The organism is Rhodoferax sp. RT5P35 (assembly GCF_056521385.1).
Window position 1 is genome coordinate 243595 of sequence record NZ_JBWMAX010000006.1, and the last position, 23256, is coordinate 266850.

Here is a 23256-nt window from a genome sequence, read left to right on the forward strand (position 1 = left end):
TGCCGTGACCCTTTTGATCGACCGCCGCCAGTGGATGGCACTGGGCCTGGGCACCCTGTGCAGCGCCGCCGGGGCCGCACCCCTGCCACAGCGCATTGCCAGCCCCGCCATCACACAGACCGACTGGGTGCGCAACGCCCTGCGGCTGCACTTTGTGCCCGCGGCGCAAGCCTTTGCCCAATCCAGCACCGCCCTGCACGGCGTGCTGGCAGCGGGCTGCAGCCCGGCCACTGCCCGCCCAGCGTGGCGTGCGGCCATGCTCGACTGGGAACGCCTCAGCGCCGTCTCCGTTGGCCCTTTGCTGGAGCGCCGCAGCGCCCGCAGCATCGACTTCTGGCCCACCCGCCCGGCCATGGTCAGCGCCGCCGTGCCTAACCCGCCGCTCACCGCAGCCGCGCTAGACGACCTGGGAGCCCCCGCCAAAGGCCTGCCCGCCCTGGAATGGTTGCTGTGGCAGCCCACCACCGATGCCGCGCAATGCGCCTATGCAGCCGCGCTGGCCCAGGGCTGTGCGGCCGAAGGCCAAGCCCTGCTGGCCGACTTCCAAACCCTGGCGGCCCGCGCCTGGACCCCCGACACCGCACTCGCCGCCTTCAACGAATGGTTTAGCCAGGCCGTAGGGGGGTTGGAGCAACTGCGCTGGAAGAAGATGGGCAAACCCGCCCGCAGTGGCCGCGCCAGCGACTGGCCGCGCGCCACCAGCGACAGCACCCGGGCGGCATGGCAGGCCAGTGAGGCCAGCCTGCAAAACTTCCTGGTCGGCACCGGCCGCAGCCAAGAGCAAGGCAGCCTGAACGGCTACCTGGCGGGTGAAAACCAGCTCGCCCTGTCAGCCCAGCTGGAAGCCGCCATGGCATTGCTGCACACCCGCATACTCGCGGCTGACCCGGCCCGCCCCGCCGGCGTCACCGCCGCGATGCAGGCCCTAGCCCAGGCCAAGAAGCTGCTCGAAGACAAAGTCGCCCCCGAGCTGAAAACCATGGTCGGCTTCTCGGAGTCCGATGGTGATTAATCCCACACTGCACCGCCGCGATTGGCTGGCCTTCAGCACAGCCTTCGCTGCCAGCATCGCACTTCCCGCCAACGCCGCATCCGCTCCGGGCCTGCTGACCTCTTGGGTCATCGACGACCAGGCCTGGGCCGGTGTCTGGCACCTCGGCAGCGCACCGCGGGGTGTGGCCCTGCCCAAGCGCGCCCACGAAGTGCAAATGCTGCACCCGGCGCTGGGCCTGCCCGGCCAGGCGCTGGCAGTGGCCCGCCGCCCCGGCGAATACCTGCTGCGCTTTGACACCCGTACTGCCCGCGCCGTGCTGTGGCATGACATCGAAGACGACCGCGTGCTCTGCGGCCATGCCAGCTATGCGCTGGACGGCAGCGCCCTGTACACCACCGAGACCAGCACCGACACCGGGGCCGGGTTCATCGCCGTGCGCGACCCGGTCAGCCTGGAAAAAATCCGCGAATTCTCCAGCGGCGGCCTGGACCCGCACATGGTGCTGGTGGAGCCCGACGGCACGCTGCTGGTGGCCAATGGCGGCCTGCTCAACCTGCCCGAAACCGGCCGCACCAAGCTGAACCTGCAGCAGATGGATTCGTCTGTCGTTCGCCTGGATGCCACCACCGGCACACTGCGCCAGGCCTGCCGTGCCAGCGACCCGTATTTGAGTCTGCGCCACCTGGCCCGCGCGCCCAACGGCACCGTGGCCATCGCCATGCAGGCCGAACACGCCGATGCCGCCGCGCGCCGCAGCGCCCCGCTGCTGGCGCTGCTGGATGCCAACGGCCTGCGCACCATTGCCTTACCCGAACCTTTGGCGCTGGGCGGATACGGCGGCGATGTGGCTTATGTACCCGGCCGCCACAGCCCGGCTGACGACCGCTTTGTGGTCAGTGCCACCCGCGCCGGGCAACTGGCCTGGTGGTCGGCCCAAGGCGGCGATCCGCGCCAGCTTGCACTGCCCGAAGTCGGTGCGCTGGCCGCCCGCGGCTCCGACTGGTTGGCCAGCGGTGCCCAAGGCGGCGTGCGCGGCGAAGTGGCCGCCCAGAGCCTGGACCGGCAACTGGCCAACGTGCACTGGGACAACCACGGAAAATGGCTAGTTTAGCCAAGAAATGCTATTAAAAGCAGAGCACATAGCGCATACACCGCATGCGCTAAAGCCTTCTTTCTTCTAAATTTTATTTCCAGTTACCTGCCTGGGTGCAGGGGGCCATGCGCACACCAAAACAGGTACAACCACACAGTCCCCGTTGTGCACATGCAACAAAATGTTCTGGGTTTTGGATTTTTCTGGCCGGTTACGGGTTTTGCAGCCAGGCTGTAACAAGAATGATTCGCATTAATTTACAATAGTGCGGTATTTCTCAACCTAGCCAGCCAAGCATTCCGGACCTCTTCAGCGTTCCGTGCGTTAGCCAGCCGTCCATTGCAAAACCTCCCAGGCTGACCTCCATGTCCCGACGCAAAAATTTCAAGCAAAAACCAGCTCTAGCGCATATTCAATATACGCCATTAGCTATCAAAACCGCAGCACCTTACGCAGTACTGCCCCTCGGTGCCATGCTGTTGGCAGGCTCTATGGGTGCGATGGCGCAAACCGATGCCAACACCGCTGCCGAAGCCAAGGCCAAAACCCTGGCCCCTGTCACGGTGAAAGAGCAAGCCGAGGGCAAAGACACCCTGCGCGCCACCACCACCACCATCGGCAAGGGCAAGCAAGAGCTGCGCGACATCCCCCAGTCGATCACCGTGGTGACCGAAAAGCTGATCAACGACCGCAATCTCGACACCCTGAAGGAAGTGCTGCACAGCACCGCTGGCGTGACTTTCCAGGCAGCCGAAGGCGGCGAAGAAGACATCCGTTTGCGCGGTTTCTCGCTGGCCACCACCGGCGACATCTTTCTGGACGGCATCCGCGACCCGGCTTTCTACGACCGCGACACCTTCAACAACGACCGCATTGAGCTGCTGCGCGGCTCGGCTTCCATGCTGTTTGGCCGGGGCTCCACGGGCGGTGCCGTCAACCAGGTCAGCAAGCAAGGTTTGTTGAAAAATGAGTCCGAAATCGCCACCACCCTGGGCAACCACAACTTCCGCCGCCTGACGGGTGACTTCAACATCAAAACGGCGGACGATGCGGCCTTGCGCATCAACGCCATGTACACCAACGCCGACAACAACGGCGCCGGCAGCAGCATCGACAAAAATGGCCTAGCCGCCAACTACCGCTTTGGCATTGGCTCCAGCAACGAGTTCTCGGCCAGCCTGTATGCCCTAGACAACCGCAACGGCATGAACTATGGCATCCCATGGATCAGGCCCAAAGCCACCGACACCAGCGCCGCCAACACCATCATCAGCAGCCTGGACCCCAGCGCCTACTACGGCCTGGACAGCGACGGCAACAACGGTAGCGCCAATATCGGCACCCTTTCGCACACCCACCGCTTCAGCCCCGACAGCGAGTTGAAGACCTCTTTCCGCAAAGGCCGCTTCACCCGCGACCAACGGGCCAGCGCCATTCGCTTTGCCGCAACAGCCTTGCAACCCGGCGCTCAGGCCCAGGACCTGGGCAACTTTGGCCCCAACACAGTGTTCTTGCGTCAAAACCAGCTCAAAATCCAGAACCTGGAAACCCTGAACCTGCAAAGCGACTTCAGCACCAAGTTTGACGCGCTAGGCGTGGGCCACTCGGTATTGGCAGGTGTGGACTACGCCCGCGAAGAAAAAGTCGTGCAAGGCGCTCGCACCGCACTCCAAGGCGGCGTGGTGCCCGCCAAACCCAATACCCTGGCAGGCCGCCCCGATGACGGCGCATCGGTGAATGAGTCCGTGCGGGTGCTGCGCGACACCAGCGGTTTCGTCAACGACACCTACGGCATTTACGCCCAGGACCTGGTGCAAATCGCGCCTGCCTGGAAGATTCTGGGCGGCCTGCGCTACGACAACATGGACGGCAAGTACGAGGCGTACAGCATTCCCACTGCCGCAGCCGGCCCGGTCACCACCACCACTTACCAGCAAAAGGTCTCCAACATCAGCAAGCGTTTCGGCGTGCTGTTCCAACCCAATGCACTGGATTCGTACCACTTCTCGTACGGCACCTCATTCAACACCTCTGGCGACACCTATTCGTACAGCGCACAAAGCGCCAACACCGATCCAGAAGAAAGCGCCAATATCGAATTTGGCGCCAAACTGGATTCGGCTGATAAGCGCTTCACCACCCGACTGGCGCTGTTCCACTCCACCAAAAAGAACGAACGCAACACCGACCCCGACACCGCTGCGAGCCGCGCCTTGCTTTCGGGTAAGCGCCACACGGCCGGTTTCGAACTGGACATCACCGGTCGCCTGACCAACGAATGGGAAATCTACGGTTCGTACATGTGGATGCCGGTGGCCCGCGTCGATGCGGCCGCGCCTTGCCCCACCACCGGCAACTGCACGCAAAGCACCGTGGGTAACCGCGCAGGCGACCGCCCCGGCCTGAGCCCCAAACACAGCGGTACAGTGTGGAACACCTACCAGTTCACCCCCGCGTTCCGCGCGGGTGTTGGTGTCAACTTCCGCAGCGCGCAAGCCCCTGCCGACGTGACCGCCCCCGCCTGGGAAGCGCCTAGCTATGCCACCGCCGACCTGATGGCCGAATACACCATCAACGACCGCTTCAGCGTCAAGGCCAACCTGAGCAATGTGACCAACAAGCTGTACGCCGATGCGCTGTACCGTGGCCATTACGTGCCCGGCGCAGGCCGCATCTTCCAAACCATGCTGACCGCCAAGTTCTAAATAGGCACACCCCCAGGCTGCAGTGCTGCGCATCTTTCGCCAACCCCCTTGCAGGGGGCAACACCAGCAGCCTGGCGGAGCCAGTTCTGCGGTGTTTCTGGCGGGCGGCCGCTGTGGCTGAAGACGGGTTGTCACCTTTACCGAAACACACAAGCCGCCCTTGCCACCATGGTGAGGGCGGCTTTTTCACGACATACGACAATCGCTCCATGTTGCTGCACATCCCCCACATCCTGAGCCCCGACGAAGTCCAACACGCCCAGGGCCTGCTGGCCAACGCACCCTGGGGCGATGGCCGCGCCAGCGCGGGCAGCCAGGCACAGGCGGTAAAAAACAACGAGCAACTGCCGCACGACTGCGAGGCCGCCACCCAGATCCGCGCCCTGCTGCTGCGCGGGTTGGACCGCAACCCGACTTTCTTTTCCGCCGCCCTGCCCAAGCGCGTGTTCACTCCGCGCGTGAACCGCTACAGCGGTGCCAGCAACTTCTACGGCAACCACGTAGACAACGCTGTGCGCTTTGCCCCCGACACCGGCCAACGCGTGCGTACCGACATCTCCTGCACCTTGTTTTTGACCGACCCCGCCGACTACGACGGTGGCGAACTGGTGGTGCAGGACAGCGCAGGCCCGCAGCGCGTCAAGCTGCCCGCAGGCAGCCTGGTTCTGTACGCGGGCACTAGCGTGCACCAGGTCGAGCCGGTCACCCGCGGCGCGCGGCAGGCCTGCTTTTTCTGGATCGAAAGCATGGTGCGCAGCCAGGAGCAGCGCCAGTTGCTGTTCGACCTGGACATGCACCTGCTGCGCCTGCGCCAGCAGCACGGCGAAACTGCGGAGACCACCGGCCTGACCGGCACCTACCACAACCTCCTGCGCATGTGGGCTGACACATGAATGCTCCCACTGTCGCCCAAATCCCCCCCGGCATCGTCACCCTGGACGACCACGCCCGCCACGCCCAAACGGTGCTGGATGCAAATGCCTGGGCCTATTTCAGCGGCGGTGCGGGCGACGAGATCACCCTGCGCGCCAACCGCAGCGCCTGGGACACGCGGCAGCTCCATCCCCGGGTGCTGCAGCCCCTGGCCGGTGGCCACACCCGCGTGGAGCTGCTGGGCCGCACGCTGGCGCATCCGATTCTGCTGGCCCCGGTCGCCTTTCAACGCATGGCGCACCCGGACGGAGAGCTGGCTAGCGCTTACGCAGCGGCGGCGCTGGGCGCAGGCATGGTGCTGAGCACACAATCCAGCATTGCTATTGAAACAATAGCTTCAGCCGTAGTAAGTGAAAGCGCTAGAGGCCCATTTTGGTTCCAACTGTATTGGCAGCACGACCGGGACTTCACCCGCGATCTGGTAAAGCGCGCCGAGCAATCCGGATGTGAAGCCCTGGTGCTGACGGTGGATGCGCCCACCCACGGTGCCCGTGACCGCGAGCGCCGTGCGGGTTTCAAACTGCCGCCGGGCGTATCGGCGGTGCATCTGGCCGGGCTGGCACCCGCACCTGGCGTGGCGCTGCAGCCAGGCCAAAGCGCCCTGTTCGACGGCCTGCTGGCCCACGCCCCCACCTGGGACGACGTGGCCTGGCTGCAAACCCAGACCCAGCTGCCAGTGCTGCTCAAAGGTATCCTGCACCCCGCCGACGCACGCCAGGCCGCGGCGCTGGGGTTGGCAGGCATCATCGTCTCCAACCACGGCGGGCGCACGCTGGACACCACGCCTGCTACCGCCGCCGTGCTGCCGCGCATCAAAGATGCCGTGGGCAACCTGCCGGTGCTGGTGGATGGCGGCGTCCGCCGCGGCACCGACGTGCTCAAAGCCATGGCCTTGGGGGCCCATGCCGTGCTGGTCGGACGACCTTACGTCTATGGTTTGGCCAACGCAGGCGCGGTAGGCGTGGCCCATGTGCTGCGCCTGTTGCGCGACGAGATGGAGATCGCCATGGCTTTGTGTGGCTGCAAAACCCTGGCCCAGGCCAGCCCGGCCTTGTTGTTTGAAGGGAAATCCACGACAGGTATTGCAAATGCGATGGATTCGTATTTATAATTGGCTATCTTTTAACCAAGGTAACGAAGCAGCTCCCAGGTTCAGCAAGAACGCTCGCATCCAGAGATACCGTGGAACCGGCTTTGCCGGGCTACTGGTATCGTCCCCTGCAAGGGGGTTGGCGAAGCGCAGCGCAGCCTGGGGGTGAGCCAATTACTTCCGCCAGCCAATGTGCTTGCCGCCATGATTGTTTGTGTTTGCCAACGCGTATCTGACCGCGAAATTGCCCGCCACGCGCGTGCCGGTTTCGGGTTTGACGACATTCAGCTCGAATTGGGTGTGGCCACCCAGTGCGGACGCTGCGAAGGCTGCGCGCGCGACATCGTGGCGCAGTGCAACGCGTCGCACCCCGTTGCGGCCATCCAGCTCGCCAGCAGCATTTTGGAAAGCAGGGCATGGAACTCCTCGGCGCAACCCTCTACGCATTTGGCGGCAGCCTGATCCTGGTCGTAGGCTCGGCCTGGTGGATCTTTCGTAAATAACTTTTAGTTGCGCCCAGCGCTGTACGTCCGTTTGCAGGAACGGCGGCGGTTGTCTGTGGCCCACTCCGTATGAATAGCACCTTGCCCCCACCCCCACCCTTCGCTCCCCCGCCCCGCTTTAGCCGCAACGCCGTCATCGTGGGCAGCGTGCTCGCGTTCCACGGCGCTGCGCTGTGGGCCCTGCAAAGCGGGTTGGTGCGCCAGGCCATCGAAATCATTGTGCCGGTCGAAATGCTGGCCCAGATGGTGGAGCCGCCCAAACCCAAGCCACCGCCGCCCGCACCACCCGTACCGGTGAAACAGCAAGTGGTCAAAACCAAAGCCCCCACGCCCCCGCCCGCACCCCGCCCCATGGCGATTGCCGACCCAACACCCACACCCAACGCGCCCACCGGTGTGACCACGCCGCAACCACCCGCGCCGCCTATCGCCGAACCCGTAGCCGTGGCACCAGCCGCCCCGCCCGCAGCCCCCCCTGCGCCACCCAAAATCGTGCTGCCTTCCAGCGATGCGGACTACCTGAACAACCCCAAACCCAGCTACCCGGCCATGAGCAAACGCCTGGGCGAGCAGGGCAAAGTGCTGGTACGGGTGTTTATTGGTATCGACGGCATCCCCGACAAAGCCGAGTTAAAGCGTAGCAGCGGCTACGAGCGGCTAGACAAATCGGCGCTGGAATACATCCTGAAATGCCGCTTCGTCGCAGGCAAGGTGAATGGTGTGCCCCAGCCCATGTGGTACGAGGCGCCGGTCAACTACGTTCTCGAATAATTTTTACTTTTGGAGTTTTTAATGGAATCGCAATTCGGTATCGCCAACGTCTGGACACAAGGCGACTTTGTCACCAAATCCGTGGCCGTCATCCTGCTTGCCATGTCTCTGGCCTCGTGGATCGTCATCATCATCAAGGCGCTGGATGTCTTCAAGTTCAAGAAGCTGGCGGGCAGCGCAGCCGACTTCTGGCACAGCGAAGACTTCGCCACCGGCCTGAAAAAGCTGGGGGATGACCCGAGCAACCCGTTCCAGCAGTTGGCCCTGGAAGGCCGCGAAGCCACCGCCCACCACCGCAACACCAAGGCCCATTTGCACGACAGCCTGGACGTGAGCGACTGGATCACACGCTGCTTGCGCAACAGCATGGACGAGTTCACCGCCCGGCTGCAATCTGGCCTGGCCATTCTGGCATCGGTGGGCTCCACAGCCCCCTTCATCGGCCTGTTTGGCACGGTCTGGGGCATTTACCACGCGCTGCTGAGCATCGGCCTGTCGGGCCAATCGACTATCGACAAGGTGGCCGGCCCCATCGGCGAGGCGCTGATCATGACCGCGCTGGGCCTGGCCGTGGCGATTCCTGCCGTGCTGGGCTACAACGCTCTGGTGCGCGGCAACAAGTCCATCCTGATCAAGCTGGGCAGCTTCGCCCACGACCTGCACGCCTTCTTCGTCACCGGTGCGCGCGTAGCCACCGGCAGCGCGGCCAACGTGGTGCCCATGAAAAAGGGGAGCTAAACCATGGCTTTCGGAACCCAAGACGAACCCGATGAAGTAATGAACGAGATCAACATGACACCCCTGGTGGACGTGATGTTGGTGCTGCTGATCATCTTCATCATCACCATCCCGGTGATGAAGCACGCCGTCAACATCGACCTGCCCCGCGCCACTAACCAGGTGCAAGAGGTCAAGCCCGAAACCATCCGCCTCAGCGTGGATGCCCAGGGTGCCTACTGGTGGAACGAGAACCAGGTGGCCGAAGCCGCTCTGGTCCCTATGCTGCAAGCCGAAGCCGCCAAGGAACCGCAGCCCGAGCTGCACATCCGTGGCGACAAGGACGTGCGCTACGAGCGCGTAGCCCAGGTGATGGCCGCTGCCCAGCAGGCGGGGGTGAAAAAGATCGGTTTCATCACCGAGCCCAAAACTCCGTAAACCTTGTGAAGCCCGCTGAAAAGCGGACTTACAAAATATTTCACGAAAGGTGTTGCGATTTAATTGAGAATGGTTATCATTAACTTCATCGCACACACCCTTCAACAAGGAATTCACCATGTACGCAACCCTCTCAGTCCGCCCCCAGTTCAACCCCACCTCGGGCGAGAACGCCAACAGCGTGCTCGAAGGCATGGACATGGGCAAGTCGGCCCCCAAACTGGCCTCCGCCGTAGAAAGCCGTGACCTGCTCAAAGGCCAAAAGGCCGTGGAGATCATGCACAACGGCTCTATTTACCGCCTGCAGAACACCAAGCTAGGCAAGCTCATATTGACTAAGTAAGCAAATACTGACCACCCGCTACGAGCCAGAACGCATGCCGTCCAGAAACACCGCAGAGCTGGCTTTGCCAGGCTGCTGGTGTTGCCCCCCTGCGAGGGGGTGGCGTAAAGCGCTTGCGCTGCAGCCTGGGGGTGAGTTATTACATATAGGTTTCATCGTGGGGCGATCCGCAGACTTGCACCTTGAAGTCTGAGAGGATCGTTTTTGCTAGCCAACGGCAAGGGGTTTAGGCCCCGCGCCGACTAGCCATGCTTTTTTTCCCCACTCTCCCGCTCTCCTGATTCAAGCCTTCACTACGGGATACCGGGCACGTGCCTCCAGCGTATCCAGATCAATGTGGTTGCGCATGTAGCGCTGGCTGGCCGCCTGGAAGGGCTGGTGGTCCCAGTACTGGGGCACGCCCCGGTTTTGCGCCGCGTAATGGAAGCGGCGGCGGCGCTGGCTGGCCACCACCTCGGCACGTAACTGCGGCATGTTCCAGCGCGCAGCCACCTCGGCGCGGAAGGTCTGCAACAGGTCCGCAGCCGCCGGATCGGTGGCCAAATTCTTCAACTCATTCGGGTCGGCCTGCAGGTCGAACAACTGGTCCGGGTCGCCCGGGGAATGCACAAACTTGTGCACGCCGCGCCTCAGCATGATGAGCGGTGCCACGGCCCCCTCGCCCAAATACTCGCCCACCACTTCGTCGTGTCCACCCTTGCCCAGCAGGTGCGGCCAGACGCTGCGGCCATCCAGTGCCTCGGGGGCAGCCGGGGCCGCACCTTCAAACGCCATGTCCACCAGTGTGGGCAAGATATCCACCAGCGACACCGATGCGGCCACGCGGTGCGGCTGGAAGCGGCTGGGCGCGTGCACGATAAACGGCACACGGCAGGCGTTTTCAAAGAAATTCATCTTGTACCAAAGCCCGCGCTCGCCCAGCATGTCGCCGTGGTCGGACAGCAGGATGACGATGGTGTTGTCGGCCAGGCCGGTCTGCTCCAGCGTGCGGCGGATTTTGCCGATCTGCTCGTCCACGTACGACACCGCGCCGTAGTAGGCGTGGCGGGCGTGGCGGGTCTGCGCGGCGCTGATGGGTGTGTTGTCCATGTCGCTCACATGGCGCAGGCGCTGGGAGTGCGGGTCCATCTGCGCCGGGTCAATCGGCGGCACGCGTGGCATGTCGATATCTTCATCGCGGTACAGATCCCAGTACTGCTGCGGAATGGCGTACGGGTCGTGCGGGTGCGTCATCGACACCACCATGCAAAAGGGCCGCGCATCGTCGTCGCGCACGATATCAAACAGCTTTTGCTGCGCCAGAAACACCACTTCTTCGTCGAAATCGAGCTGGTTGCTGCGGATGCAGGTACCTGCGTCGGTGACGGAACCCATGTTGTGGTACCAGCTGGGGCGCACCTCGGGCTGGTCCCAGTCGGGGGTCCAGCCGAAGTCGGCCGGGTAGATGTCGGTGGTCAGGCGCTCCTCAAAGCCGTGCAACTGGTCGGCCCCGCAAAAATGCATCTTGCCCGACAGAATCGTGCGGTAGCCCGCGTGGCGCAGGTAGTGGCCAAAGGTCAGCACCTCGGATGGCATCTCGGCGGCATTGTCATACGCGCCAATGGCCGAGGGCAATTTGCCCGCCATGAACACATAGCGCGACGGGGCGCACAGGGGGCTATTGGTATAAGCCGATTCAAACACCACGCCAGCGGCGGCCAGTGCGTCGATGTGCGGAGTTTTGCTGACGGTGTTGCCGTACGCCGCCAGCGCCGAGGGCGTGAGCTGGTCGGCCATCAGGATCAAGATATTGGGTTGTGCCATGTTTTTCTTATTCCAAACATAATGGAGATTTATGTAACGAATGCAGTCTACGCAGGTGCAACCTGCGCGTGAAGACTTTCATTTCTTATATATCCATAAACATTCGTTATGGCAACACCGCGCCGACTTCCACCCCTGCAAAGCCTGGTCTTTTTTGAGGCCGCGGTACGCCACCTGAGCTTTACCGCCGCGGCCCTGGAGCTGGGCACCAGCCAGCCCGCCGTAAGCCAGCGCATCGGCCTGCTGGAAGAAGACCTGGGCGTGCCGCTGTTCAAGCGCGGGCATCGGGGCGTGTCTCTCACCGCTGACGGCCTGCAGCTTTTCAACGCGGTGCGCGACAGCTTGGCCAGTATTGGCGAGGCCTCCGCCCACATCCGCGCCCGCCGTGCCCGCCAAGTGCTCACCGTGGCCACCGATTTCGGCTTTGCCGCCTACTGGCTGATGCCTCGGCTGGCGGCGCTGCGGGCGTTGGTGCCGAACCTGGACGTGCGCATCCTCACCACCCAGGACCCGTTCGACATCCGCGGCGAGCCGGTGGACATCGCCATTGCCTTCGGCGCGGGCCAGTGGCCGGGCTGCACTGCAGTGGCGCTTTTTCCCGAGATCGTGGTGCCGGTGTGCAGCCCCGGCTTCTGGGCCACCCACGGCCTGACCGGCCAGGCCGCCGATCTGGCCAAGCTGCCCCTGCTGCATCTGGAAAGCGCCGAGCCGCTGCGTTGGCTGGGCTGGCAAAACTGGTGGGCGCTGCACGGCGTGGCGGCCAGCGGCGAGAGCCACGACCTGACGCTGAACAACTACCCGCTGGTGATCCAGGCCGCGATTGCCGGGCAAGGCTTGGCCCTGGGCTGGACCCCGCTGGTGGACGAGCTGGTGCGCAACGGCCAACTGGTGGCCGCCTGTGCCCAGCCCACCACCACGGCCCACGGCTACTTTTTGCTGGAGCCCAATGCACAGCGTACGCCCGAGCCAGTGCAACGCTTCAGGCAGTGGATTGTGGGCGAATGCGAACAGGCTTTGCTGCACAGCCCATTTTTAGATAAAAAAGGCCTCTAGCGCATATATCGTCTACGTCAATAGCTATAAAAATAGTAGCTATTACAAACCGATGGCGGCGATACCGGCCTTGGCGATTTGCGCGTCTTCGGGCGACTTCACGCCGCTCACACCCACCGCGCCGATGCACTGGCCATCTTTGATGATGGGCACGCCACCTTCGAGCATGCCTTCGATGAAGGGAGCGGTCAGGAACGCAGTGCGGCCGCCGTTGATGATGTCCTCGTACACCTTGGATTCGCGGCGGGCCAGCGCAGCGGTATGGGCCTTGGCGGGCGCAATGTGCGACGACAGCGCAGCTGCACCGTCCAGGCGCTGCAAATGCAGCAGATGGCCGCCGTCATCCACAATGGCGATGGTCACTGCCCATTGGTTCTTCAGCGCTTCGGCTTCGGCCGCGGCGGCAATGGTTTTCACGTCGGCAAATTCGAGTACGGATTTGGTTTTCAAGGCAGATTCCCAGTGGGTGGTTAAAGCCAGAAGCATAACGGCAGCATCCAATTTTTGCCGCATTGCAGCATGAAAATCAGCCCTTTCGGACTGGGGTTTGTCCAGTACCCCCATGAAAAATAGGTCTCGCTTGCGGCAATATTTTTGCTTTGCCCTTGAATCGCCCTAGAATTTCCCCATCTGCATTGCAGAATTTGAAGGACAAATCTCTATGAACGACCGTTACACCAGCGCAGGCTTCGGCATCAGCCCCGACACCGGCGTCTTGCAAGAGCAGCGCAACCGCGTCATGCGCAACACTTACTGGCTGCTGGCCTTGAGTCTGTTACCTACGGTGCTGGGCGCGTGGCTGGGCGTGGCCACAGGCATCACCCAGGCACTGCACGGCGGCTTGGGGTTGGTGGTCTTCATGGGCGGCGCGTTCGGCTTCATGTACGCGATCGAAAAAACCAAGAACTCGGCTGCCGGTGTGCCGGTATTGCTGGGCTTTACCTTTTTCATGGGCCTGATGCTGTCGCGCATGATCGCCCAAGTGCTGGGCTTTAAAAACGGGCCCGACCTGGTCATGACCGCCTTCGCGGGCACGGCGGGCGTGTTCTTCGTGATGGCCAGCGTGGCCACCGTCATCAAACGCGACATATCCGGCATGGGCAAATGGCTCTTTGTCGGCGTGCTGGTGCTGATGGTCGGCAGCATCGTCAACATCTTTGTCGGCTCCACTGCGGGCATGATGGCTATTTCGGTGGCTGCTATCGGCATCTTCAGCGCCTACATGCTGTACGACCTGAAGCAAATCATCGACGGCGGCGAAACCAACTACATCACCGCCACTCTGGCCCTGTACCTGGACCTGTTCAACATCTTCCAGAGCCTGTTGTCCCTGCTGGGCATCATGGGCGGCGAACGCGACTGACCACACGGTCAGCTCCCTACCAAGGTCCTTCGGGGCCTTTTTCTTTGGCGGTGGTCGAAGTAAAGTTCAATCTTGGGGGCCAGAAGCCGATAATTCAACTACTGCCCGTTACATATGCCCATGTCCACCCGCCACCTCCTCGTCTCTTGCGCCGTCCTGCTCCTGGCAGGCTGCGAGATCCCGGGTGTCTACCCCGACCCCAAGGTGCTGGCGCGCGAGGCCGATGCCAAAGCCACGGGCGGTGCCTGCCGCCACGCGCTGCGCGGAATCGAAGACTGCTACACGCTGAATCCCAAAGCCTCCAAGGCCGCGGTGTTCGCTGGCTGGAAGGAAATGGACACCTACATGCGCGAGAACAAGATCGAGGGCGTGGCTTCGGTGGTCAAAGTCCCGGTCGAAGGCGTGGCCCCGGCCGAAGAAGCCGTGGCCGCCACCAAGGAAGAAGCGGCCCCCAAGGCCAAAGAGCCCCGCAGCGGCAAGGCCAAAGCGTCTTAAGCTTCTAGTTCAAATACCGCCATGCTCTCCACGTGGGCGGTGTGCGGAAACATATTCACCATCCCGGCCGACACGCAGCGGTAACCCGCCTGGTGCACCAGCACGTCGGCATCGCGGGCCAGCGTGGCCGGGTTGCAGCTCACGTACACGATGCGTGTCGGCGGTGTCCAGTCCTGGCGCAGCGTGGGGTCCTGGTGCAACGCGGCCAAGGCCTGCACCAGCGCAAAAGCACCTTCGCGCGGTGGATCGATCAGCCATTTGTTGGCACTGCCGTCAGCCATCAACACCTCGGGGGTCATCTCGAACAGGTTGCGTGCTACAAACTTCGTAGCTGCTAGTGCAGCCGATTCATGCGCTAGAGACTGATTTAGCTTGTAATTTTCACGCGAGCGGGCCACCAGGGCCTCGCTGCCCTCAATGCCCAGCACCTCGCCCGCCAGGGTGGCCAGCGGCAAGGTGAAATTGCCCAGGCCGCAGAACCAGTCGATCACGCGCTCGGTCTTTTGCACTTCCAGCAAACGCAGCGCCCGGACCACCAGCACGCGGTTGATCTGCGGGTTCACCTGGGTGAAATCGGTGGGCTTGAAGGGCATGGTGATGCCGAATTCCGGCAGCGCGTAACTGAGTGGGTCGCCGCCCTCCTCCAGCAAATGGATGGTGTCCGGCCCCTTGGGCTGCAACCACCACTGCACCTTGTGCAAAGTACCAAACGCCCGCAGTTGCGCCAGATCGCCCGCGCTCAGCGCCTCCATATGGCGCAAGACCATCGCCGTGACCGTGTCGCCGCAGGCCAGTTCGATCTGCGGCAGGGTTTCACGCGCGTCCATGCCGCCAATCAGGGCCCGCAGCGGCAGCAGCAAGGCGCTGACATGCGGCGGCAGCACCGGGCAGACCTTCATATCAGCCACGTAGCCGCTCTTGCGTTCGTGGAAACCCACCAGCACTTCGCCTTTTTTGCGCACATAGCGCACCGACAGCCGCGCCCGGTAGCGGTAGGCCCAGGCCGGGCCTTCGATAGGACGCAAAATACTGTCGGCCTTGAGCTTGCCCAGGTGCCAAAGGTTGTCTTCCAGCACCCGTTGCTTGATGGCCACCTGCGCACCGACGTGCAAATGCTGCATCTTGCAGCCGCCGCACGCGCCTTCGTGCAAACCAAAGTGCGGGCAGCCGGGCCGCACACGCTGGGACGACTCGCGGTGGATGGCCCCGACAGTGGCCTGCTCGAAACTGGCTTTTTTGCGGTTGATGTTGGCCGTGACCACCTCAAACGGCAGCGCACCCTTGATGAACACGACTTTGCCGTCGGGTTTGTGGGCTACGCCCTGGGCTTCGATGTCGAGCGATTCGACCAGCAAGCTGTCTGCAGGGTAATTTGGCCCGTTGGGGGGCATATCGAGAAGCGTGGTTTCCGTGGTGTCGGTCATGCAGGTGTCCCTGGGGGATCTCAAAATAATTTCACCAAGCAAAAAGCCTTCTAGTTCTTGCGACCTAGAAGGCTTTTTTCATTGTGGCGGAGTGGACGGGACTCGAACCCGCGACCCCCGGCGTGACAGGCCGGTATTCTAACCAACTGAACTACCACTCCTGGTAGATAGCTTTCGGCACACAACTCTTGCGAGCAACATACCCAAGCGCTACAACTTGGCGACCCTACGGGGATTCGAACCCCGGTACCTACCGTGAAAGGGTAGTGTCCTAGGCCTCTAGACGATAGGGTCAAAACCTTGGAACAACGTTATCAGAAATAACTTCCACACTTGAAAGAAGTGGTGGAGGTAAGCAGGATCGAACTGCTGACCTCTTGCATGCCATGCAAGCGCTCTCCCAGCTGAGCTATACCCCCCAACTTTGTTTCCAACTCTGCTTGTGCTTTGTAAGCCCTGCTTTGTCGTTAACCTTCCAAGCCTCAAATTATAGCGCGAGAATTACGTGGTTTGCAAGCGTTTCGAAACTTTTTCGCGAGAACTTAAAAAAAGCACCGCGTCCAGCGAGGGCGTCTGGGCCGTGCCCATCACCAGCACGCGCACCGGCATGGCCAGTTGGGGCATCTTCAGGCCCTGCGCCGCCAGCACTTCCTTGATGGCCGCCGCAATGCTGAGCTTGTCCCAAGTGCAGACGGCCAGCTTCTCGCGCAGCAAGGCCAGCGCGGGTTGGATGGCCAGTGTGACGTGCTGGGCCAGCTCTTCGGCTTTGGGCGTGACATCGGCGTAAAACGCAGCGGCCCAATCGGCCAGCACCACGGTGGTGTCGCAACGGTCTTTGAACAGACCGCAGATGGCAGGCAAGCGCTCGTCAGCGGCGATGCCTTTGGCCTGCAGGTACACCGCCACCAGCGCCGCCAGTGCGTCGTCGGCCATGCCCTTCAAATGTTGGGCGTTGACCCAGCGCAGCTTGGCTTCGTCGAATTGCGCGGCGCTCTTGCCCAGGTGGTCCAGGTTGAACCACTGCAGGAACTGTTCGCGGCTGAAGATTTCGTCGTCGCCATGGCTCCAGCCCAGACGGGCCAGGTAATTGACCATGGCATCGGGCAGGTAACCTTCCACCGCGTACTGCGTCACCGGCTTGGCACCATTGCGCTTGGACATTTTCTCGCCCAGCTCATTGAGCACCGTAGGCAAATGGGCGTACACCGGCGGCTCTTTGCCCAGGGCGCGGAAGATGTTGATCTGGCGCGGCGTGTTGTTGACATGGTCGTCGCCCCGGATGACGTGGGTGATGTCCATGTCCAGGTCGTCCACCACCACGCAGAAGTTGTAAGTGGGCGTGCCGTCGGGGCGGGCAATCACCAGGTCGTCCAGCTCGTCGTTGCTGATCTCGATGCGGCCCTTGACCTTGTCTTCCCACACCACCGAGCCGCCCTGCGGATTTTTGAATCGCAGCACGGGCTGCACGCCTGCGGGAATGGCCGGCAGGGTTTTGCCGTCTGCGGGCCGCCAAGTGCCGTCGTAGCGGGGCTTTTCCTTGGCTTCCATCTGCGCGTCGCGCAGGGCATCCAGCTCGGCCACCGACATATAGCAGGGGTACACATGCCCGGCCGCCACCATGTCGGCCAGCACGGCTTTGTAACGGTCCATGCGTTGCATCTGGTAAAACGGGCCTTCGTCGTAGTCCAGGCCCAGCCACTGCATGCCTTCGATGATCACATCCACCGCGACCTGGGTGGAACGCTCGACATCGGTGTCCTCGATGCGCAGGATGAAATCACCGCCGGTGGCGCGGGCAAAGGCCCAGGGGTACAGGGCGGAACGGATGTTGCCCAGGTGGATAAAGCCGGTGGGCGACGGGGCGAAACGGGTACGGGTCTTCATAACGTTCTCGAAAATTAGGCGGGTTCGGCATTCGGCAGGGCCAGTCGGGAGTTGTCGCCACCCGACTCTTGCTCCACCGGGCGGTTGTCGCGCATGCGCTGGATGTCGTCGGTGGTGATGTCGCCAGTGACATACACGCCGTCAAAGCAGGAGGCATCGAAGCCGCTGATCGGCATGTTGGGCGAACCCGTAGCGGTGTCGGTGGCGGCCCAGATGGCGCGCTTCATGCCGTCCACGTCCTGGTAAATCAGCGCGTCGCAGCCGATCAGCTCGCGGATCTGCTCCACGGTGCGGCCATGCGCCACCAGTTCGTCCTTGGTCGGCATGTCGATGCCGTAGACATTGGGGAAGCGCACTGGCGGCGCGGCGCTGGCCATGTAGACCTTGCGGGCACCGGCATCGCGGGCCATCTGCACAATTTCTTTAGATGTGGTGCCGCGCACGATGGAGTCGTCCACCAGCAGCACGTTGCGGCCCTTGAATTCGCTGGCGATGGCGTTGAGCTTTTGGCGTACCGACTTCTTGCGTACTTCGTGGCCGGGCATGATGAAAGTGCGGCCCACGTAGCGGTTTTTTACAAAACCTTCGCGGTACGGCAGGCCCAGCAACTGCGCCAACTGCATGGCGCTGGGGCGGCTGGACTCAGGAATGGGGATCACCACGTCAATATCTTGCGGCGGTACGGTAGAAATCACCCGCTTGGCCAGGGTTTCGCCCAGGTTCAGGCGCGCCTGGTAGACCGAGATACCGTCCATCACCGAATCCGGCCGGGCCAGGTAGACGTACTCGAAGATGCAGGGGTTCAGCGTGGGTGCCTCGGCACACTGCTGGGCATGCACATTGCCCTCCAGGTCGATGAACACGGCTTCACCCGGGGCCAGATTGCGCTCCAGGGTGTGCATGGTGCCTTCCAGGGCCACGGATTCGCTGGCAAACATCACCGAGCCGGGCGCGCGGCCCATGCACATAGGGCGGATGCCGTATGGGTCGCGGAACGCCAGCAGGCCGTGGCCCGCGATGGAGGCGATCACGGCGTACGAGCCCCGCACCCGGCGGTGCACATTGCGCACGGCGGCAAACACGTCCATCGGCGACAGTGGCAAACCACGGGTGGATTTTTCGATCTCGTGCGCCAGCACGTTGAGCAGCACTTCGGAGTCGCTCTCGGTGTTGATATGGCGGTGGTCGGTGGTGAACAGCTCGGCCTTCAGTGCGTGGGCGTTGGTCAGGTTGCCGTTGTGCACCAGCACGATGCCAAAGGGCGCGTTAACGTAGAAGGGCTGGGCCTCTTCTTCGCTGTAAGCATTGCCCGCCGTGGGGTAGCGCACCTGGCCCAGGCCGCAATTGCCCGGCAGGCCGCGCATGTCGCGGGTACGGAACGCGTCGCGCACCATGCCCTTGGCCTTGTGCATGAAGAACTTGCGGTCCAGCTGGGTGGCGATACCGGCTGCATCCTGGCCCCGGTGCTGCAGCAGCAACAAGGCGTCATAGATCAACTGGTTCACAGGGGCGTTGCTGACAACTCCAACGATTCCACACATGGTTTATTCCCTAGCGAGTGACTCGCGTCACGGTAAAAATTTAGAAAAAGCCTCCGGCAACAAGGGCCGGGCGGTGTGCAGCACCTCGGTGACCACACCGGCGCTGCGCGATTCTTGCCACCATGCACCCTGGTGCATGCCGGTCAGGTGGACGACGACACCGCCAATCAACACCAAAATGGCACCGCGCAGCAGGCCAAACACAGCCCCCAGCACGCGGTCTACCGGTCGCAGGCCCACGGCCTGCACCAGCGTTTTGATCAAACGGGCGATCAGCCCCGCGGCAAACGCAGCCGCTACAAATACCAGCACAAACCCGGTCGCAAACCGCAGCGTGGCCGATGCCGTGCCCATGGGCAACTTGGCGGCCACGTCGGCGGCAAACCACTGGGCCGCCACAAACGCCGCTATCCAGCCCAGCACCGACAACACCTCGAACACCAGGCCACGGACCGCGCCCAGCACCAGGGACATCAGCAAAATGGCCAACACTGCCCAGTCCAGCAGTGCCACGTAAGCCAGCACTTACAAGGACAAGATCGAGGCGGACAAAGCCAGGCCCTTGATCTTGTTAGCGGCTTTTTCAGCCTCGGTCTTGCTGGTGAACGGGCCTACCCGTACCCGGGTGCGCGGGCCGTCCTTGGTATCTACGACCTGGGTGTAGGTTTTCAAGCCTGCATGCTCCAGTTTCAGACGGGCTTCGCGGGCCTTGTCGGCATCGGCAAAAGCCCCCACCTGGACGATGAATCGGCCATCACCGGCGTCGGCAACGGCTTTGCCATCCAACAGCGCGCGGGCTTTGGCCGCGTCGTCATCGGGCTTGTGGACGGGCTTGGGTTCCGCTTTGGGTTCAGGCTTGGATTCGGGTTTGGGTTCTGGCTTGGGCTCAGGTTTGGCAGGTTTTTCGGCCTTGGCCACGGGCCGGGGTGCCACCACTTCTTCTTTGGCATCCAGGCTGGATTCGGTCGAGACCTTGGGTTCCTGGGCGGTGGCGACCACGGGCGCTTCGGTTTCCACGGCTTTTTCAACCTTGACCGTGCCCACACTGAGTGGCTTGACCTTGGCTCTGTCGGGAATGTCGATCGGGATATCGGACGCCACCGGACGCGGCTGGGTGTCAAACAACAGCGGGAAACCGACCACGCCCACCAGCACCAGCAAGGCCGCGCCAATCAGGCGGTGCCGGGCGCGACGGCGCATGCCGTCGATGGTTTCAGCGGGGCCTGACGACGGTTCATCGCCCTGGGAACGAAACTTGAAAAAAGCCATGCGGAGTGTCAGGAGCCGAGGTGTTTGGCGGTCAGCCGGGGAATGCCGCCCTCCAGCACCCCGCCAACGGTATAAAACGAACCAAAGACCACGATTCTATCAGCGGGGTCTGCGGCAGCGATGGCCGCCTGCAGCGCTTGCATAGGGTCGGCATGCACCGTGCTCGCGGCATCTTTGCGGGTATTTTGGGCCAGCCACTGGGTTTGCAAGTGCGCCGCCGTGGCCGCACGGGGGGTGGGCATGTCGGTGAAATACCAGCGGTCGATCAGTGGGCCGATGCGGGCCAGCATGGGCAGCAAGTCTTTGTCGGCCATGGCCCCGAACACGGCGTGGGTGGTGGGGTAAAAGCCCATCGCGTCCAGGTTCGCCGCCAGCGCCGCCACGGCGTGTGGGTTGTGCGCCACATCCAGCACCAGGGTGGGCTGGCCAGGCACGATCTGGAAGCGGCCCGGCAGTTCAACCATGGACAAACCCGTGCGTACCGCCTGGGCGGTGATGGGCAACTGCTCGCGCATCGCGGTCAGCGCCGCCAGCACGCCCGAGGCGTTCATCAGTTGGTTGGCCCCGCGCAGCCCGGGGTAGCCCAGGCCCGCGTATCTGCGCCCGCGCCCGGCCCAGCCCCACTGCTGCTTGTCGCCCGAAAAATTAAAGTCCTCGCCAAAACGCCACAGGTCGGCACCGATGGCCTGGGCATGGTCCAGCACGCTTTGCGGCGGCATAGGGTCGCTGACCACCACCGGCTTACCCGCGCGCATAATGCCGGCCTTCTCGAAGCCTATGGCTTCGCGGGTGGTGCCCAGAAACTCCATGTGGTCCAGGTCGATGCTGGTGATGATGGCGCAGTCGGTGTCGATGATGTTGACGGCATCCAGCCGACCACCCAGGCCGACCTCCAGAATCGCCACGTCCAGCTTTGCCTGCGCCATCAGCGCCAAAATCGCCAAGGTCGTGAACTCGAAATAGCTTAAGGAAATATCGCCTCTAGCGCTTTCCACATCTGCAAAGTGCGCTACAAAATCAGCAGCATCTGCAATCTCGCCACCAATCCGGCAGCGCTCTTCAAAATGCACCAGGTGCGGCGAGGTGTAAACCCCCGTGCGGTAGCCCGATTGCAACAAAATAGCCTCCAGCATCGCGCAGGTCGAGCCCTTGCCGTTGGTGCCCGCCACGGTGATGACGGGGCAGGTCAGCGCCAGGCCCATGCGCTGGGCCACGGTGCGGACCCGGTCCAGGCCGAGTTCGATGGTGGTGGGGTGGAGCCGCTCGCAGTGCGCCAGCCAGTCGTTCAAAGTGTCCATAACCTCTATTGTCGCAAACGATAATCTGTCCATGATTACCCTCTACGGCATTCCCAATTGCGACACGGTCAAAAAGGCCCGCGCCTGGCTCGACAGCCATGCCTTGCCCTACCGCTTCCACGACTTCAAAAAGGCCGGTGTGCCCGCCGAGCGGCTCATCCTCTGGACCCAGGCTTTGGGTTGGGAGAAAGTGCTGAACCGCCAGGGCACTACCTGGCGCAAGCTGGATGCGGCTACCCAGGCTTCGGTGGTCGATGCGGCAAGCGCCCAGGCGATGATGCTGGCGCATGCCAGCACAGTCAAGCGCCCCGTGGTGGAATGGGGTGGCGATATCCTTACAGTGGGCTTTAGCCCGGATACCTGGGCCGACAAGATTCCCGGTTAATCCCTAGACTGGATGGTCTTTCATTAACCCAACCAGTCACCATGATCAAACACCTCATAGCCACTCTGGCCCTGGGCAGCGCCAGCGCCCTCGTATTCGCCCAAGCCACCGCCCCTACCGTGCGTTTGCGCGGCACCATCGAGAAGGTGGAAGCAGGCAGCATCACCCTCAAGGAGCGCAGCGGCGAGGTGGTGCAACTGGCGATCACCCCAGCCACACCAGTGTCCGAGGTCTTGCCGATCGCCCTGTCCGAGATCAAAGCCGGTAGCTTCATCGGCACCGCCGCCATGCCACAGGCCGACGGCAGCCAGTTGGCGTTGGAGGTGCTGGTGTTCCCCGAAGCCGCGCGCGGCGCGGGCGAAGGCCATTACCCCTGGGACCTGCAGCCGCAAAGCACCATGACCAACGCCACCGTGGCCGACCTGGTGACCGCGGGCGACGGTCGCACGCTGACACTGAAGTACAAGGACGGCGAAAAGAAGCTGCTGGTGCCCGCCAACGTGCCGGTGGTAACCTTCCAGCCCGCCGATGCCAGCCTGCTGGTGCCCGGTGCCAAGGTACTGGTGAACGCCCAGGAGGTAGACGGCAAGCCCACCGCGCAGCGCATTCTGGCGGGCCGCAACGGCTTCACGCCCCCCATGTAAGCCAGGAGAGCACGCTTAAAATCCCGGTGCGCGTAGCTGCAAAATTTAGATAAAAAGTGCCTCTAGCGCACTATTTACCTTCGCAAACAGCTATATAAACCATAGCAAACCCTCTTTTTGCCCATGACCACTACCCATATCTCTAGCGTCACCGTCACCACCCAGGCCAGCGTCTATTTCGACGGCAAGTGCATCAGCCATGGCATCACCTTGGCCGACGGCACGAAGAAGAGCGTGGGCGTGATCCTGCCCGCTACGCTGACCTTCAACACCGGTGCGCCAGAGATTATGGAAGGCGTGGGCGGCGAATGCGAATACATGCTGGCGGGCACCGACGTGTGGCTGAAGTCGGGCGCAGGCGAAAAATTCAGCGTCGCAGGCAACACTTCATTCCAGATCCGCGTCAGCACGCCTTACCACTACATTTGCCATTTTGGTTGAACACCCCCAGGCTACAGTGCTTCGCATCTTTCGCCACCCCCCTTGCAGGGGGCCATACCAGCAGCCCGG

Annotated in this window: 24 protein-coding genes and 3 tRNA genes; 16 read left to right on the forward strand and 11 right to left on the reverse strand. The window is 62.6% G+C overall.

The features are described 5' to 3' along the window. Positions 1–4: 4 nt before the first annotated feature. The 10 genes from AC097L_RS11805 (at position 5) to hemP (ending at position 9587) form a co-directional block, all read left to right on the forward strand. Complete coding sequence (locus AC097L_RS11805; protein WP_479586561.1) at positions 5–1012, forward strand: imelysin family protein; 1008 nt, start codon at positions 5–7, stop codon at positions 1010–1012. Further along, positions 1005–2105 (forward strand): DUF1513 domain-containing protein, encoded by a 1101-nt coding sequence (locus AC097L_RS11810; protein WP_479586563.1) that lies wholly within the window; start codon positions 1005–1007, stop codon positions 2103–2105. Before AC097L_RS11805 ends, AC097L_RS11810 begins: the two co-directional genes overlap by 8 nt. Before the next feature lie 455 nt (positions 2106–2560). Beyond that, complete coding sequence (locus AC097L_RS11815; RefSeq protein WP_479586565.1) at positions 2561–4792, forward strand: TonB-dependent receptor; 2232 nt, start codon at positions 2561–2563, stop codon at positions 4790–4792. A 209-nt stretch (positions 4793–5001) separates the two neighbouring features. Then, positions 5002–5685, forward strand: coding sequence for a Fe2+-dependent dioxygenase (locus AC097L_RS11820; protein ID WP_479586567.1), 684 nt, complete (start codon positions 5002–5004; stop codon positions 5683–5685). Next, complete coding sequence (locus AC097L_RS11825; protein ID WP_479586569.1) at positions 5682–6836, forward strand: alpha-hydroxy acid oxidase; 1155 nt, start codon at positions 5682–5684, stop codon at positions 6834–6836. Before AC097L_RS11820 ends, AC097L_RS11825 begins: the two co-directional genes overlap by 4 nt. A gap of 183 nt (positions 6837–7019) precedes the next feature. Further along, entirely contained in the window at positions 7020–7277 is a 258-nt protein-coding gene (locus AC097L_RS11830) for a (2Fe-2S)-binding protein (protein WP_479586571.1), read from the forward strand. 110 nt (positions 7278–7387) lie between these two features. Beyond that, the gene (locus AC097L_RS11835; RefSeq protein ID WP_479586573.1) at positions 7388–8089 is read left to right on the forward strand and encodes an energy transducer TonB; all 702 of its coding nucleotides are present in this window, start codon (positions 7388–7390) and stop codon (positions 8087–8089) included. Between the two features lie 21 nt (positions 8090–8110). Then, positions 8111–8827, forward strand: coding sequence for a MotA/TolQ/ExbB proton channel family protein (locus tag AC097L_RS11840; protein ID WP_479586575.1), 717 nt, complete (start codon positions 8111–8113; stop codon positions 8825–8827). A 3-nt stretch (positions 8828–8830) separates the two neighbouring features. After that, positions 8831–9244 (forward strand): ExbD/TolR family protein, encoded by a 414-nt coding sequence (locus tag AC097L_RS11845; protein WP_479586577.1) that lies wholly within the window; start codon positions 8831–8833, stop codon positions 9242–9244. A gap of 118 nt (positions 9245–9362) precedes the next feature. After that, positions 9363–9587 (forward strand): hemin uptake protein HemP, encoded by a 225-nt coding sequence (hemP, locus tag AC097L_RS11850; RefSeq protein WP_479586579.1) that lies wholly within the window; start codon positions 9363–9365, stop codon positions 9585–9587. Positions 9588–9869: 282 nt separating this feature from the next. On the opposite strand, the gene betC is transcribed toward hemP, so the two are convergent. After that, positions 9870–11390, reverse strand: coding sequence for a choline-sulfatase (betC, locus tag AC097L_RS11855; RefSeq protein WP_479586581.1), 1521 nt, complete (start codon positions 11388–11390; stop codon positions 9870–9872). 108 nt (positions 11391–11498) lie between these two features. Between betC and AC097L_RS11860 the strand changes: the two genes are divergently transcribed. Then, entirely contained in the window at positions 11499–12443 is a 945-nt protein-coding gene (locus AC097L_RS11860; RefSeq protein ID WP_479586583.1) for a choline sulfate utilization transcriptional regulator, read from the forward strand. 42 nt (positions 12444–12485) lie between these two features. On the opposite strand, the gene AC097L_RS11865 is transcribed toward AC097L_RS11860, so the two are convergent. Next, positions 12486–12893 carry a GlcG/HbpS family heme-binding protein gene (locus tag AC097L_RS11865; protein ID WP_295959794.1) on the reverse strand — a complete coding sequence of 136 codons (408 nt, stop codon included), beginning with the start codon at positions 12891–12893 and terminating at the stop codon, positions 12486–12488. A 211-nt stretch (positions 12894–13104) separates the two neighbouring features. Here AC097L_RS11865 and AC097L_RS11870 point away from each other — a divergent pair, with 211 nt between their 5' ends. Both AC097L_RS11870 and AC097L_RS11875 read left to right on the forward strand, forming a co-directional pair. Continuing rightward, a complete protein-coding gene (locus AC097L_RS11870; protein WP_479586585.1) occupies positions 13105–13806 on the forward strand; it encodes a Bax inhibitor-1/YccA family protein in 702 nt (233 codons plus the stop codon). 120 nt (positions 13807–13926) lie between these two features. After that, positions 13927–14301, forward strand: coding sequence for a hypothetical protein (locus AC097L_RS11875; protein ID WP_479586588.1), 375 nt, complete (start codon positions 13927–13929; stop codon positions 14299–14301). On the opposite strand, the gene rlmD is transcribed toward AC097L_RS11875, so the two are convergent. The 9 genes from rlmD to folC all read right to left on the reverse strand — a co-directional run bounded on the left by rlmD (position 14298) and on the right by folC (position 21717). After that, positions 14298–15725 (reverse strand): 23S rRNA (uracil(1939)-C(5))-methyltransferase RlmD, encoded by a 1428-nt coding sequence (rlmD, locus tag AC097L_RS11880; protein ID WP_479586590.1) that lies wholly within the window; start codon positions 15723–15725, stop codon positions 14298–14300. The two genes, AC097L_RS11875 and rlmD, sit on opposite strands and share 4 nt — an antisense overlap. Positions 15726–15809: 84 nt before the next feature. Further along, a tRNA-Asp gene (locus tag AC097L_RS11885) sits at positions 15810–15886 on the reverse strand. Positions 15887–15943: 57 nt separating this feature from the next. After that, positions 15944–16019, reverse strand: a tRNA-Glu gene (locus AC097L_RS11890). 49 nt (positions 16020–16068) lie between these two features. Beyond that, positions 16069–16144: transfer RNA gene (locus tag AC097L_RS11895), tRNA-Ala, on the reverse strand. Positions 16145–16226: 82 nt separating this feature from the next. Next, the gene (gene gltX, locus AC097L_RS11900) at positions 16227–17609 is read right to left on the reverse strand and encodes a glutamate--tRNA ligase (protein WP_479586592.1); all 1383 of its coding nucleotides are present in this window, start codon (positions 17607–17609) and stop codon (positions 16227–16229) included. A gap of 14 nt (positions 17610–17623) precedes the next feature. Continuing rightward, positions 17624–19150: an amidophosphoribosyltransferase gene (gene purF / locus AC097L_RS11905; RefSeq protein WP_479586594.1), complete on the reverse strand. Its 1527-nt coding sequence runs from the start codon at positions 19148–19150 to the stop codon at positions 17624–17626. A gap of 27 nt (positions 19151–19177) precedes the next feature. Then, on the reverse strand, positions 19178–19663 hold the full coding sequence (locus AC097L_RS11910; protein ID WP_479586596.1) for a CvpA family protein: 486 nt from the start codon (positions 19661–19663) through the stop codon (positions 19178–19180). A 12-nt stretch (positions 19664–19675) separates the two neighbouring features. Then, positions 19676–20419, reverse strand: a complete 744-nt coding sequence (locus AC097L_RS11915; RefSeq protein ID WP_479586598.1) for an SPOR domain-containing protein — start codon at positions 20417–20419, stop codon at positions 19676–19678. An 8-nt stretch (positions 20420–20427) separates the two neighbouring features. Next, entirely contained in the window at positions 20428–21717 is a 1290-nt protein-coding gene (folC, locus tag AC097L_RS11920; RefSeq protein ID WP_479586600.1) for a bifunctional tetrahydrofolate synthase/dihydrofolate synthase, read from the reverse strand. A gap of 31 nt (positions 21718–21748) precedes the next feature. On the opposite strand from folC, the gene AC097L_RS11925 reads away from it, so the two are divergent. The 3 genes from AC097L_RS11925 to ppnP all read left to right on the forward strand — a co-directional run bounded on the left by AC097L_RS11925 (position 21749) and on the right by ppnP (position 23187). Beyond that, positions 21749–22102: an ArsC family reductase gene (locus tag AC097L_RS11925; RefSeq protein ID WP_479586602.1), complete on the forward strand. Its 354-nt coding sequence runs from the start codon at positions 21749–21751 to the stop codon at positions 22100–22102. 41 nt (positions 22103–22143) lie between these two features. Continuing rightward, positions 22144–22746, forward strand: a complete 603-nt coding sequence (locus AC097L_RS11930; RefSeq protein WP_479586604.1) for a hypothetical protein — start codon at positions 22144–22146, stop codon at positions 22744–22746. A gap of 123 nt (positions 22747–22869) precedes the next feature. Next, positions 22870–23187 carry a pyrimidine/purine nucleoside phosphorylase gene (gene ppnP, locus AC097L_RS11935; RefSeq protein WP_479586608.1) on the forward strand — a complete coding sequence of 106 codons (318 nt, stop codon included), beginning with the start codon at positions 22870–22872 and terminating at the stop codon, positions 23185–23187. The last annotated feature ends 69 nt before the right edge of the window (positions 23188–23256 follow it).

Excerpts from the sequence above, each read along its gene's own strand:
- AC097L_RS11930 (WP_479586604.1), top strand. The coding sequence starts at position 22,144 with ATGATCAAACACCTCATAGCCACTCTGGCCCTGGGCAGCGCCAGCGCC.
- AC097L_RS11860 (WP_479586583.1), top strand. The coding sequence starts at position 11,499 with ATGGCAACACCGCGCCGACTTCCACCCCTGCAAAGCCTGGTCTTTTTT.
- ppnP (WP_479586608.1), top strand. The coding sequence starts at position 22,870 with ATGACCACTACCCATATCTCTAGCGTCACCGTCACCACCCAGGCCAGC.
- AC097L_RS11835 (WP_479586573.1), top strand. The coding sequence starts at position 7,388 with ATGAATAGCACCTTGCCCCCACCCCCACCCTTCGCTCCCCCGCCCCGC.
- folC (WP_479586600.1), bottom strand. The coding sequence starts at position 21,717 with ATGGACACTTTGAACGACTGGCTGGCGCACTGCGAGCGGCTCCACCCC.
- AC097L_RS11830 (WP_479586571.1), top strand. The coding sequence starts at position 7,020 with ATGATTGTTTGTGTTTGCCAACGCGTATCTGACCGCGAAATTGCCCGC.
- purF (WP_479586594.1), bottom strand. The coding sequence starts at position 19,150 with ATGTGTGGAATCGTTGGAGTTGTCAGCAACGCCCCTGTGAACCAGTTG.
- hemP (WP_479586579.1), top strand. The coding sequence starts at position 9,363 with ATGTACGCAACCCTCTCAGTCCGCCCCCAGTTCAACCCCACCTCGGGC.
- AC097L_RS11915 (WP_479586598.1), bottom strand. The coding sequence starts at position 20,419 with ATGGCTTTTTTCAAGTTTCGTTCCCAGGGCGATGAACCGTCGTCAGGC.
- AC097L_RS11875 (WP_479586588.1), top strand. The coding sequence starts at position 13,927 with ATGTCCACCCGCCACCTCCTCGTCTCTTGCGCCGTCCTGCTCCTGGCA.
- AC097L_RS11925 (WP_479586602.1), top strand. The coding sequence starts at position 21,749 with ATGATTACCCTCTACGGCATTCCCAATTGCGACACGGTCAAAAAGGCC.
- rlmD (WP_479586590.1), bottom strand. The coding sequence starts at position 15,725 with ATGACCGACACCACGGAAACCACGCTTCTCGATATGCCCCCCAACGGG.
- AC097L_RS11825 (WP_479586569.1), top strand. The coding sequence starts at position 5,682 with ATGAATGCTCCCACTGTCGCCCAAATCCCCCCCGGCATCGTCACCCTG.
- AC097L_RS11845 (WP_479586577.1), top strand. The coding sequence starts at position 8,831 with ATGGCTTTCGGAACCCAAGACGAACCCGATGAAGTAATGAACGAGATC.
- gltX (WP_479586592.1), bottom strand. The coding sequence starts at position 17,609 with ATGAAGACCCGTACCCGTTTCGCCCCGTCGCCCACCGGCTTTATCCAC.
- AC097L_RS11870 (WP_479586585.1), top strand. The coding sequence starts at position 13,105 with ATGAACGACCGTTACACCAGCGCAGGCTTCGGCATCAGCCCCGACACC.
- AC097L_RS11820 (WP_479586567.1), top strand. The coding sequence starts at position 5,002 with ATGTTGCTGCACATCCCCCACATCCTGAGCCCCGACGAAGTCCAACAC.
- AC097L_RS11815 (WP_479586565.1), top strand. The coding sequence starts at position 2,561 with ATGCTGTTGGCAGGCTCTATGGGTGCGATGGCGCAAACCGATGCCAAC.
- AC097L_RS11840 (WP_479586575.1), top strand. The coding sequence starts at position 8,111 with ATGGAATCGCAATTCGGTATCGCCAACGTCTGGACACAAGGCGACTTT.
- betC (WP_479586581.1), bottom strand. The coding sequence starts at position 11,390 with ATGGCACAACCCAATATCTTGATCCTGATGGCCGACCAGCTCACGCCC.